Raw genomic sequence first — 10,492 nt, 5'->3', positions numbered from 1 at the left:
GTCCAAGCCATTTGTAGCCGGTCTTGCGTGAGATCTCGTGGGCCGCACAAAGCGCCACCATCGTCTCATCTCCAGAAAGACACTCCACAACAAACCGAAGCCGCTCGTCCATGATGCCAGTCTCTCGCCAAACCATCGCCGGTTCCTCCGGCGGACAAGAAAACTGTCACCCATGCTATCGGTCCATTCTGTTACCTATCTATCCGGTTCGGACACAGCCTTTTTCTCCCCGTCACTATACGGGGAGAAATGCCCGGCAGGGCAATGAGGGGCAGCGCTGACGGTATGTCCTTATGTGAGGTGACTACCCGGCTCCTCTATGTTTGTTCCCTTTACGTTCCGGTTCGAGCCTGATAGCTTGCGTCCGAAGGCATTGATGGTGACGGCCTTGTCTTTCCCTTGCGAATCCGGTCTCTCCAGCTGATGGAATTCTCTCCCCAACAGGATGAGGCGTTGAAGGCGGTGGCGCGCTGGCTCAAGGAGGGCCGGCCGCAGATCTTCCGGCTGTTCGGCTATGCCGGCACCGGCAAGACGACGCTGGCGCGCTATTTTGCCGAGCATGTCGACGGGCAGGTGCAGTTTGCCGCCTTCACCGGCAAGGCTGCGCAAGTGCTGCGCTCCAAAGGGGCGGTCAATGCCCGTACCATCCATTCGCTGATCTACCGGCCGAAAGGCGAGGAATCGGTTGCCGACGAGGTGACCGGCAAGACCTCGATGTCGCCGACCTTTTCGCTCAACCGGCAAAGCCCGATTTCGCGCGCCAAGCTGGTTGTCATCGACGAATGCTCGATGGTCGACGAGCAGCTTGGCCGCGATCTCTTGAGTTTCGGCACACCGATCCTGGTGCTCGGCGATCCGGCGCAGCTGCCGCCGATTTCGGGTGGCGGCTTCTTCACCGAACACGAGCCCGATGTGCTGCTCACCGAAATCCACCGGCAGGCGCGCGACAACCCGATCATCCAGCTGGCGCTCGACGTGCGCGAGGGCCGCGAGTTCATGCGTGGCGACTACGGGACCGCGCAGGTGATCGGCAAGGAAGATGTCACCCAGGAACTGGTGCTGAAGGCGGACCAGGTGCTGGTCGGCACCAACCGCACGCGCCGCCGCTACAATCAGCGCCTGCGCGAGCTGAAGGGTTTCAATGCCGATTATCCGCAAGCCGGCGACAAGCTGGTCTGCCTGCGCAACGACCCCGCCAAGGGTCTTCTCAACGGCTCGCTGTGGAAGGTGATGACCTCGTCGCGCGAGACGGTGAAGCCCGGCATCAATCTTCTGGTCTCGCCCGAAGAAGACGATCCCGACCGCGGCGTCGCCAAGATCAAGCTGCTCAAGTCGGCGTTCGAGGATCCGGACGCCGATATCCCCTGGCAGCAGAAGAAGCGCTTTGACGATTTCGACTATGGCTATGCGCTGACCGTGCACAAGGCGCAGGGTTCGCAGTGGAACGACGTCGTGCTGTTCGACGAGAGCTGGGCGTTCAAGGAAACCCGCCAGCGCTGGCTCTACACCGCCATCACCCGCGCCGCCGAGCGGCTGACCATCGTTAGATAGCTGGCGTCAGGTAGCAGCTGGCGTAGCAGGGCTGAGTGGCGTCGCGCCCAGCCATCGCCAGGCGTCCGCTTCATCCTCGACCTTGAAATGCCTGAACTCGATGGGTGACGACGCCGAAAGGAAGCTTTGCGCATCCGCTATCCAATTCGGCTCGCCGATCGTCGCGCAGCGGGCGACATGCTGCAGGGCGTGCATCGTGCCCTGCTTCAGCGTCTCGTCGGCGACATCCGCCCAGTCGACGCCCTCGTGATCGACCAGCCGCATCAACACGTCGATTCGCGGGTGAAGCGCGTAGGCGGCCTCCAGCAATCCAAAAAGATTTTCACCGTCTGCCGCCGAGATATGGCCGACAACGTCGATGGCGAAAAGATCCTCACGGTCGGTTTCGATACGGCGGATCGCCGGCACGGATTGGAGAAAATTCATTGGCTGGGCCTCCCTCTGCGAGCAGATGTCATGACTGGAACACCCGAAACCCCCTGTCTGTTCCCGTCAAAGGCAGTATAGATGCGCTGCATAAACAGCCGGACCTCACGCCATGCCCGCAAAACTTTCCGTCAATCTCAACGCCATCGCCATGCTGCGCAACCGCCGCGACCTGCCATGGCCGAGCGTCACCGGGCTCGGCCGTCTGGCCCTTGCCGCCGGCGCGCATGGGCTGACGGTGCATCCGCGGCCGGACGAGCGCCACACCAGGCATTCCGACCTGCCGGAGATCCGCGCGCTGATCGACGACGAGTTTCCCAAGGCGGAATTCAACATCGAGGGCTACCCTACGGAAGATTTTCTGGCGCTTGTGGAAAAGCACCAGCCGGAGCAGGTGACACTGGTGCCCGACGATCCGGCGCAGGCGACCTCCGACCATGGCTGGAACTTTGCCGCCGAGGCCGCGTTCCTCAACCCGATCGTCAAGCGCCTGAAGAAGGGGGGCTTTCGGGTGTCGCTGTTTTCCGATCCGGATCCCGCCGGCGTCAATGCCGCGCGCGACACCGGCGCTGACCGCATCGAGCTCTATACCGGGCCTTACGGCAGCTACCATTCCGATTCCGCCAAGGCACAGAAGGAACTGGAAAGATTGGGAAAAACCGCTGACGCTGCACTCGCAGCGGCGCTTCAGGTCAATGCCGGGCACGATCTGGTGGTGAACAACCTGCCGGCGTTGGCAAGGCGAATCCCGGCATTGGCCGAAGTGTCGATAGGGCATGGGTTGACAGCCGATGCGTTGGAGTATGGCATGGCCGGCACGGTGGGGCGGTTTCTGAAGGCTTGCGGGTGGTAGAGGCAAACCCCTGGCGTTACGGCATGGCAGCCATTACCTCAGGGCACTTGATATTGCATCGCAGCAAGCGTAGAGCACCGCCCGCTTATCGGAGTGTCGTCCATGGCCCTTACCAATACTGGTAGTGAGGCAGAACCCGTCGAACAATCGAGCCATCCCGAAATCGAACAGCATAGCACCAAGGTGCTGATGCTTGGCGCGCTCGGCGTGGTCTATGGCGACATCGGCACTAGCCCGATCTACGCGTTCCGCGAAGCGCTTGTGGCGTCGTCCGGCGGCGAAGTCGCGGACCGCGGCGATATTCTGGGTGTGCTGTCGCTGATCATCTGGTCGCTGACGATCATCGTCACCATCAAATACATCATGTTCGTGCTCAGGGCCGACAACCGCGGCGAGGGCGGCGTGCTGTCACTGATGGCGCTGGCGCGGGGCAGTTTCCCGGCGCGTTCGGCGATTATCCTCGGTGTGGGCATCGTCGGCGCCTCGCTGTTCTTCGGCGACGCCGTCATCACGCCGGCGATTTCGGTGCTGTCGGCGGTCGAAGGCATGAATGTCGTCACCCCGGCCTTCCAGCCCTATGTCGTGCCGCTGACGCTGGTCATCCTGGCGATCCTGTTTTCGGTGCAGCGTTTCGGTACCGGCGGCGTGGCGCTGATCTTCGGCCCGATTACCGCGGTCTGGTTCCTGGCCATCGGCCTTTCCGGCCTGAATCACATCATCGCCGATCCGGAAATCCTGTGGGCGGTCAGCCCGCATTACATCGTCGCCTTCCTGATCAATTCTCCCGACGTCGCCTTCGTCACCATCGGCGCCATCTTCCTCGCCGTCACCGGCGCCGAAGCGCTTTATGCCGATCTCGGCCATTTCGGCCGCAAGCCGATCGTGCTCGCCTGGCTGGCGATCGTGTTCCCCTGCCTGCTGCTCAACTATGCCGGGCAGGGCGCTTTCGTGCTGGCGAAGAATGGCGTGGTCGGCCATCCGTTCTTCGAGATGAACGAAGGCTGGACACTGATCCCCATGGTCGTATTGGCGACGGCGGCGACGGTTATCGCCAGCCAGGCGGTCATATCAGGCGCTTTCTCGCTGACCCGGCAGGCGGTGCAGCTCAACATGCTGCCGCGCCTCGAAATCCTGCACACGTCGGAACGGCAGTCCGGCCAGATCTACATGCCGCGCGTCAACCTGCTGCTGGCGCTGGTGGTGATGCTCTTGGTGGTCGGCTTCGGCGAATCGAGCAAGCTCGCCTCCGCCTACGGCATCTCGGTCACCGGCAACATGCTGGTGACGACGGTGCTGCTCTATGTCGTCATGACGCGCATCTGGAAGTGGCGGCTGTGGGTAGCGGTCGCAATGACGGCTGTTTTCGCGTTCATCGACGTCGGCTTCTTTGCCTCCAACATCGTCAAGGTGTTCGAGGGTGGCTGGGCGTCGCTGGCGGTGGCTTTCACCATCGTTCTGGCGATGTGGACCTGGGTGCGCGGCAGCCGGTATCTGTTCGACAAGACCCGCCGTAACGAAATACCGCTCGATTTCCTCGCCGGCAATCTGTTGAAGAAGAAGCCGCAGCTGGTGTCCGGCACCGCGGTCTTCCTGACCAGCGATCCGCAAAGCGCGCCGACCGCGCTGATGCACAGCCTGAAGCACTACAAGGTGCTGCACGAGCAGAACGTCATCCTCTCGGTGGTGACGGCGCCGCAGCCGCTGGTGCCCGACAGTGAGCGCGTCAAGATGGAGACGGTCAACGAGCTGTTCATGCGGGTGACGCTGACCTTCGGCTATATGGAACAGCCCAACATTCCGCGTGCGCTGGCGATCTGCCGCAAGCAGGGCTGGAAGTTCGACATCATGACGACGTCGTTCTTCCTGTCGCGGCGCTCGCTCAAGGCCTCGCCCAATTCCGGCATGCCGGTGTGGCAGGACAAGCTGTTCATCGGGCTGGCCCGCACGGCGGCCGACGCGACGGAGTATTTCCAGATCCCCACGGGGCGCGTGGTCGAGATCGGCACGCAGGTGGCGATCTGACAGAAAAGGCCGTGCCCGAAGGTACGGCCTTTGACGTTTTGCGCTACGGCGTAATTCTAGCCAGCCAATGCAGCCTTGTTCGCTTCGAGAAACTGCTTCAACGTTTGCGGCTTGCGGCCGGACAGCGTCTCGATCGCGTCGGTCACCATGGCGATGCGGCCGGAGCGCGTGTTGACGTCGAAGGACACGACGACGTCAGCGAAATCCTCGGGAACGCCGGCTGCCTTTACACCTTCGGTCAGCGCCTCATCCGGAACCTGAATGACTTCCAGCGGCTTGCCGGTAACCTCGCTTACCAGCGCGGCAATCTCGGCCGTGGTGTAGGCATGCGGACCGGTCAAGGTGTAGGTCATGCTGTCGGTCGAGCCGGAAGCAAGGCCGGCGGCGATCGCTGCTGCCATATCGTCGCGTGCGCCGTGGGCGATGCGGCCTTCGCCGGCGGAAGTATACCAGCGTCCCGAGGCGATCGCGTGCGGCAGTGCCAGGAACAGGTTCTCCTGGTACCAGCCGTTGCGGAAGATCGTATAGGGAATCCCGCTCCCCTTGATGGCCTGCTCGGTGCTGTAGTGGTCATCGGCAAACAGCACCGGCGATACCGGCTCCGGATTGGGCATGGAGGTGTAGAGCAAATGCGAAACGCCGGCGTTTTTGGCCGCGGCGACGGCATTTTCGTGCTGCTTCAGGCGCCTGCCGCTTTTGAGATCGAGATCGCCCGTCGAAATGATCAGCACCTTGTCGGCGCCCTTGAATGCGGTTTCCAGCGAGGCCGCGTCGTTGAAGTCGGCGGCCCTGACGACAACGCCGCTCGCCGCCAGATCAGCCAGGCTTTCGGGATTACGCGTGGTGGCGATGATCCGCGCCGGTGGAATTTTATGCGTGTCCAGGAGATAGCGGATGACGCCGCGGCCAAGCTGGCCGGAGGCGCCGGTGACGAGAAGGGTTTCGGTCATCGGGAGATCCTGATTTTGCGCCGATGTGGCGGGTGCTCTGGTGGTCTCAAAAAGAGACCAGCACTAAAATAGGAATTGACCCGGTGCCGTAAAGAAGGCAGTTTTTCGGGAGGTAGGCACGCGCAGGGAACCAGCCATGGACGGCAAGGTCATCAATCTGAAATCGAAGATGGAGATCTACAAAGCGATCAGCGACGGCGGCAATATTTCCAATTGTCCGGTTCGTGATGTCATCCAGGGCGTCAGCGGCAAATGGAGATCGCTGCTGATGATGGCATTGGCTGAACAACCCTATCGCTTCGGCGAGTTGCGGCGCCTTGTGCCCGACATTTCGCAGCGCATGCTGACCCAGACGCTGCATGATTTGCAGCGCGATGGCTACGTGCATCGTGAGGTGTTCCCGACCAAGCCACCGGGCGTTGAATACAGCCTGACCGATCTCGGGCGCTCGATGTTCGGCGCCTTTCATCAATTGATCTTGTGGGCCGAGCTCAACCACGATGCAGTGCGCAAGGCACGTGCTGCCTTCGACGCCGGTGGTTGATTTTTTGGCGCATGCCGCAATGGCTTGATTTGGCAGGGTCGCTGAAGGATTGTCCGGCCACTGGTTGGGCGAGCAATGGAAAAATTTCTCGACATCGCGATTGCCGGCGCCGGCCCGGCAGGGCTGGCCACAGCGCTCTATCTCAAGCGCGCCGGGCATAACGTCACCATATTCGAACGTTTCGAGGAGCCGAGGCCGGTCGGCTCCGGCCTGATCCTCCAACCGACCGGCTTGAGCGTGCTCGCCGATCTCGGCCTGCTCGACGACATCTTGGCGCTGGGCAGCCGCATCGAGCGCCTGCATGGCGCGGATGCCTCGACCGGCCGCACCGTGCTCGCCGTCCGCTACGATGCGCAGCCCGGCGGTCGCTTCGGGCTGGCGGTGCACCGGGCGGCGCTGTTCAACGTGTTGTTCCACGCCGCGCAGCGCCAGGGCATCGCCATCGAAACCGGCGTCGAGATCGAGACGCTGGTGGTCGGCGAGCGGGCGCACCTGGTCTTCGATAAGGGCCGAAGGGGAGGGCCGTTCGACCTCGTCGTCGACGCCAGCGGCTCGCGCTCGAAACTGCGCCAGAGCCTCAACGATCCGGCCGAGCCCCGGCCGCTTGCCTATGGCGCGTTCTGGGCATCGCTCGGCTGGCGCGAAGGGTTCGATGAAAATGCGCTGCTGCAGCGCTACGACAAGGCGAGCGTGATGATCGGCGTGCTGCCGATCGGCAGGCCGCAGCCGGGTGCCGAAAAAATGGCGGCGTTCTTCTGGAGCCTGAAGCCGGCGGATGTCGAACAGGTTCGGGCCGCGGGCCTCGACACCTGGAAGGCGAGGCTGATCTCGCTATGGCCGGCGTGCGAAACGTTCACCAGCCAGATCGACAGGTTCGACCAGCTGTCGCTGGCCCGCTATGGCCACCATACGATGAAGCTGCCGGCCGGTCGGAGGCTGGCGGTGATCGGCGACGCCGCGCATTCGACCAGCCCGCAGCTCGGGCAAGGGGCGAACATGGCGCTGCTCGACGCGGCCGCGCTCAGCCATGCCTTGGCACAAGCGGACAGTGTGGAGGCAGCGCTGGAGACCTATGCCAAGGCGCGGCGATGGCATGTCCGGATCTTCCAGTTGCTGTCGCTGGCGCTGACGCCGTTCTACCAGTCGGACGGCACCATGCTGCCCTTCTTCCGCGACAGGCTGGTGGCGACCTTCGCGAAAATCCCGCCAGTGCCAGGCGTGCTTGCCTCGATGGTGGCCGGCACGGTGATCGATCCGTTCAGGCGGATCGGGCTAAAGGAGGTGCGCTGGCGAGATCATCCGGCTGGATCAGGGTCGAGAGAAACGAATTTCTCGCCCGCAGGAATTGACGCAGGCGTTGCGGATAGTCCGGCGCCACCGCGCCCTTGACCGAGGCGCGTTCGCTCAATGCCTTGCGCCAGGCCTGAACCAGCGGCTTGCCGTCCAGCATGCCGAAACCGCCGATCCGGTCGAAGGCGTCAAAATAGCGGAAGACCGGGCCATAGACGGCATCGACGAGGCTAAAGCGCTCGCCGTTGAACCACGGTCCGGCCTGGTCGGCCAATTCGTTCTCCAGACGATCGAATATCGCCGACAACGCGCTGGACTCGGCCAGGAAGGCTGCCTCTGTCGACGCCGAGTAGAAGCGGCCGATGGCGTTCAGCGTCGCCGAACCGAACTCGATCCAGGCACGGTGCCGGGCGCGGGCGTGAGCGTCGGCCGGGTGGAGGGGATTGCCTTGCGTCTCCTCCAGGAATTCGAGGATGACGGCGGATTCGAAGATCACCGTTTCCTTGCCATTTGCCCGCACGATGAGCAGCGGCACCTTGCCCAAAGGCGAGATCGCCTTGAACCAGTCCGGCTTGTCGGCAAGGTCGATGGTGACGCGCTCGAACGGCACGCGCTTCTCGGTCAGCGAGATCGCGGCGCGCTGGACATAGGGGCACAGATGATGGCTGACGAGAGTGAGCTTGTCAGTCATTTCATTCTTCTCTGGCATGTCACTCTCCCCAGACATAGTTCAACGCGCCGTCCTCGACGCGTGTCGACAGGAACAGCAGGCGCGACGCTTTCGGTGCCGGACCTTCGAGCCGGTCGCCTGATGTCATATCGAAGACGGCGCCATGCCATTGGCAGACGAGTTTGCCGTCCTTGCAGTCGTGCGGCCCGCCGAAATGCAGACAGACATTGGCGGCGGCGCGGATGCGGTCACCGCTGCGCCAGACATGGACCTCGCGGCCGAAGAACGGCGCGATCAGGCTGCCCGTCTGCGGGACGTCGGCGACTTTGCAGATTTCGTGTCTCATGGGATTCCCCGGCGGTTGATGCAGTTGCATGAATATAGATGCAGGTGCATTAATCGTCAAGCTTGATGCAGCTGCATCTATCGCCTAGGATGCGGGCATGACCGAGAAAGCCATGCCTTCGCCGGAAGCCATCAAGGCCTGGGCGCGCCTGATGCGCGTTTCGCGCCAGCTCATCGAACGGGCCGAAGAGGCCTTGAAGGACGGTGGCTTGCCGCCACTCGACTGGTACGACGTGCTGCATGAGCTTGCCGAGGCGGGCGAGGGCGGGCTGCGGCCGTTCCAACTGACCGAGCGCACCCTGTTTGCGCAGTACAACATCTCGCGGCTGCTGGCCCGGCTCGAAGCCGACGGGCTGGTCGAGAAGCTGAAGGTCGCCGATGACGGCCGCGGTCAGACCATTCGCATCACTGCCAAAGGGCGCGAGACGCGCCGGCGGATGTGGGCGGTCTACGGCCGCTCGATCGCGGAACTGGTCGGCGCCAAACTCTCGGCGGATGAGTTGAGCACGGTGTCGACGTTGCTGGGGCGGCTGCGTCATCCGCCGGTTGCGGATTGATCCTTGCCGTCCGACAAGATCCGGCCGATGTCAGGCCAGATGGCTGCCCCAGAGAAAGGCCAGCGTCGCCAGCACGCCCAGTCCGGCGCGCACCAGGTGCAGGGTGCCCCACTTGACGATCAGGGCTCTGGCTTGCGGATTGTCGGCGCTCGCGGCCATCGCCTCCAGCTGCTTGTTGGTCGGCAACATCACCATCAGCGTCCACGGCCAGGGCAGGATGATCAGAATTGCGCCGAGCAGAAAGGCGAAGCCACCGGTCTGCCACCATGCGATCAGGCCAAGGACGCAGGCGACAATGGCGATCGACGCCTGCATGGCCGCGCCGCGCTTGTAAGAAGGCTGCCATTCCTTGAGCAGCGCCTTGTCATCGAGGCCAAGCCGCGCCGGCTGCTCGGCGACGCTGACATAGATGGCGGCGCCGGAGAACACGGCGGCGACCGTCAAGGCGAGCAATCCGACCAGCATCTTCTTCCCACAGCAAACGGTCCAGCGACGAACCGTTGAGCCAGAAATAGGGCTTGCAAGGCTGAGTGCAATACGGCATAGAACGGCGAACCGTAACGTACGGTACGGCTTGCCGCTCTTGCTGGCTCGCCTGCCGCCGAGGAACGACCGTGTTGCAGGCAAGCGCCGACATCGACACCAGCGAGACCCTGACGGAGCGGCAGAAGGCCGTTCTCGACGCGGCCTTGCGCCTGCTGGTCGAGGAGGGCGACAATCTGACGATGACCGCAGTTGCGCGCCGCGCCAGCTGCTCCAAGGAAACGCTCTACAAATGGTTCGGCGACCGCGACGGGCTGCTGACGGCGACGGTGCAGTGGCAGGCCTCGAAGGTGCGTGTGGTGCCGGTCGACGGCGATAGGCTCGATCTTGCCTCGCTGACGGCAAGCCTTGAAGGCTTTGCCGCGGACTGGCTGAAGGTGATTTCGAGCGACACGTCGATTGCCTTGAATCGCGTGGCGGTCGGCCATGCCGGGTCCGGCAAGGACGATCTCGGCGCCATTGTGCTTGAGAATGGCCGCTTTGCGCTGGCCAGGCGGCTGAAGCCGGTGCTGCTTGCCGGCAGGCAGGCCGGGCTGCTCGATTTTATGGATGCCGAAACGGCATTCCGCAGCTTTTTCGGGCTGGTCGCCCGCGATGTGCAGATCCGCCTTCTGCTCGGCGACCGGCTGGAATTGACTGAAGCGGCGATCGGCGGCGATGCCGTCCGGGCAACGCAACAGTTTCTCGCTCTTTTCGGAGCAAAAACCGGCCGCAGGGCCACTGATCTATAAAACGGGAAGG

11 protein-coding genes and 2 pseudogenes are annotated in these 10,492 nt (G+C 63.1%); 7 read left to right on the top strand and 6 right to left on the bottom strand.

Translation table 11 applies throughout. The features are described from left to right. Nucleotides 1–136, bottom strand: a pseudogene (locus AC1D1L_RS30825) (integrase); the annotation flags it as partial. A gap of 287 nt (nt 137–423) precedes the next feature. Between AC1D1L_RS30825 and AC1D1L_RS30820 the strand changes: the two are divergent. Then, complete coding sequence (locus tag AC1D1L_RS30820; RefSeq protein ID WP_112565033.1) at nt 424–1,551, top strand: ATP-dependent DNA helicase; 1,128 nt, start codon at nt 424–426, stop codon at nt 1,549–1,551. 6 nt (nt 1,552–1,557) lie between these two features. On the opposite strand, the gene AC1D1L_RS30815 is transcribed toward AC1D1L_RS30820, so the two are convergent. Next, nucleotides 1,558–1,977 carry a SpoIIAA family protein gene (locus AC1D1L_RS30815; protein WP_477345126.1) on the bottom strand — a complete coding sequence of 140 codons (420 nt, stop codon included), beginning with the start codon at nt 1,975–1,977 and terminating at the stop codon, nt 1,558–1,560. 112 nt (nt 1,978–2,089) lie between these two features. Between AC1D1L_RS30815 and AC1D1L_RS30810 the strand changes: the two genes are divergently transcribed. After that, nucleotides 2,090–2,830, top strand: coding sequence for a pyridoxine 5'-phosphate synthase (locus AC1D1L_RS30810; protein ID WP_477345124.1), 741 nt, complete (start codon nt 2,090–2,092; stop codon nt 2,828–2,830). 102 nt (nt 2,831–2,932) lie between these two features. Continuing rightward, nucleotides 2,933–4,852: a potassium transporter Kup gene (locus AC1D1L_RS30805; protein ID WP_477345122.1), complete on the top strand. Its 1,920-nt coding sequence runs from the start codon at nt 2,933–2,935 to the stop codon at nt 4,850–4,852. 56 nt (nt 4,853–4,908) lie between these two features. Here AC1D1L_RS30805 and AC1D1L_RS30800 read toward each other — a convergent pair whose 3' ends face one another. Further along, complete coding sequence (locus tag AC1D1L_RS30800) at nt 4,909–5,802, bottom strand: SDR family oxidoreductase (RefSeq protein ID WP_477345120.1); 894 nt, start codon at nt 5,800–5,802, stop codon at nt 4,909–4,911. A gap of 136 nt (nt 5,803–5,938) precedes the next feature. Between AC1D1L_RS30800 and AC1D1L_RS30795 the strand changes: the two genes are divergently transcribed. Next, nucleotides 5,939–6,346: a winged helix-turn-helix transcriptional regulator gene (locus tag AC1D1L_RS30795; protein WP_477345118.1), complete on the top strand. Its 408-nt coding sequence runs from the start codon at nt 5,939–5,941 to the stop codon at nt 6,344–6,346. Nucleotides 6,347–6,421: 75 nt separating this feature from the next. Next, nucleotides 6,422–7,651 (top strand): annotated as a pseudogene (locus AC1D1L_RS30790) (FAD-dependent oxidoreductase); the annotation flags it as partial. Here AC1D1L_RS30790 and AC1D1L_RS30785 read toward each other — a convergent pair. Both AC1D1L_RS30785 and AC1D1L_RS30780 read right to left on the bottom strand, forming a co-directional pair. Next, complete coding sequence (locus AC1D1L_RS30785; RefSeq protein WP_477345116.1) at nt 7,605–8,345, bottom strand: glutathione S-transferase family protein; 741 nt, start codon at nt 8,343–8,345, stop codon at nt 7,605–7,607. The pseudogene AC1D1L_RS30790 and the gene AC1D1L_RS30785 overlap by 47 nt on opposite strands. A 1-nt stretch (nt 8,346) precedes the next feature. Continuing rightward, on the bottom strand, nt 8,347–8,652 hold the full coding sequence (locus AC1D1L_RS30780; protein ID WP_477345114.1) for a Rieske (2Fe-2S) protein: 306 nt from the start codon (nt 8,650–8,652) through the stop codon (nt 8,347–8,349). Nucleotides 8,653–8,749: 97 nt separating this feature from the next. Between AC1D1L_RS30780 and AC1D1L_RS30775 the strand changes: the two genes are divergently transcribed. After that, nucleotides 8,750–9,208, top strand: coding sequence for a MarR family winged helix-turn-helix transcriptional regulator (locus AC1D1L_RS30775; protein WP_477345112.1), 459 nt, complete (start codon nt 8,750–8,752; stop codon nt 9,206–9,208). A 30-nt stretch (nt 9,209–9,238) separates the two neighbouring features. Here AC1D1L_RS30775 and AC1D1L_RS30770 read toward each other — a convergent pair whose 3' ends face one another. Beyond that, nucleotides 9,239–9,670 carry an anthrone oxygenase family protein gene (locus AC1D1L_RS30770; RefSeq protein ID WP_477345136.1) on the bottom strand — a complete coding sequence of 144 codons (432 nt, stop codon included), beginning with the start codon at nt 9,668–9,670 and terminating at the stop codon, nt 9,239–9,241. Nucleotides 9,671–9,825: 155 nt separating this feature from the next. On the opposite strand from AC1D1L_RS30770, the gene AC1D1L_RS30765 reads away from it, so the two are divergent. After that, nucleotides 9,826–10,482, top strand: a complete 657-nt coding sequence (locus AC1D1L_RS30765; RefSeq protein ID WP_477345134.1) for a TetR/AcrR family transcriptional regulator — start codon at nt 9,826–9,828, stop codon at nt 10,480–10,482. Nucleotides 10,483–10,492: the final 10 nt, after the last annotated feature.

The sequence above is a fragment of the Mesorhizobium sp. P2_D6 genome (assembly GCF_056404315.1).
The sequence above is the reverse complement of the archived record's forward strand: the minus strand, read 5'-3'. Positions and strand labels throughout refer to the sequence as shown.

What these genes read in the sequence shown, in the direction of transcription:
- AC1D1L_RS30810 (WP_477345124.1), top strand. Translation starts at nt 2,090, where the DNA reads ATGCCCGCAAAACTTTCCGTCAATCTCAACGCCATCGCCATGCTGCGC.
- AC1D1L_RS30815 (WP_477345126.1), bottom strand. Translation starts at nt 1,977, where the DNA reads ATGAATTTTCTCCAATCCGTGCCGGCGATCCGCCGTATCGAAACCGAC.
- AC1D1L_RS30775 (WP_477345112.1), top strand. Translation starts at nt 8,750, where the DNA reads ATGACCGAGAAAGCCATGCCTTCGCCGGAAGCCATCAAGGCCTGGGCG.
- AC1D1L_RS30795 (WP_477345118.1), top strand. Translation starts at nt 5,939, where the DNA reads ATGGACGGCAAGGTCATCAATCTGAAATCGAAGATGGAGATCTACAAA.
- AC1D1L_RS30820 (WP_112565033.1), top strand. Translation starts at nt 424, where the DNA reads ATGGAATTCTCTCCCCAACAGGATGAGGCGTTGAAGGCGGTGGCGCGC.
- AC1D1L_RS30780 (WP_477345114.1), bottom strand. Translation starts at nt 8,652, where the DNA reads ATGAGACACGAAATCTGCAAAGTCGCCGACGTCCCGCAGACGGGCAGC.
- AC1D1L_RS30800 (WP_477345120.1), bottom strand. Translation starts at nt 5,802, where the DNA reads ATGACCGAAACCCTTCTCGTCACCGGCGCCTCCGGCCAGCTTGGCCGC.
- AC1D1L_RS30805 (WP_477345122.1), top strand. Translation starts at nt 2,933, where the DNA reads ATGGCCCTTACCAATACTGGTAGTGAGGCAGAACCCGTCGAACAATCG.
- AC1D1L_RS30785 (WP_477345116.1), bottom strand. Translation starts at nt 8,345, where the DNA reads ATGCCAGAGAAGAATGAAATGACTGACAAGCTCACTCTCGTCAGCCAT.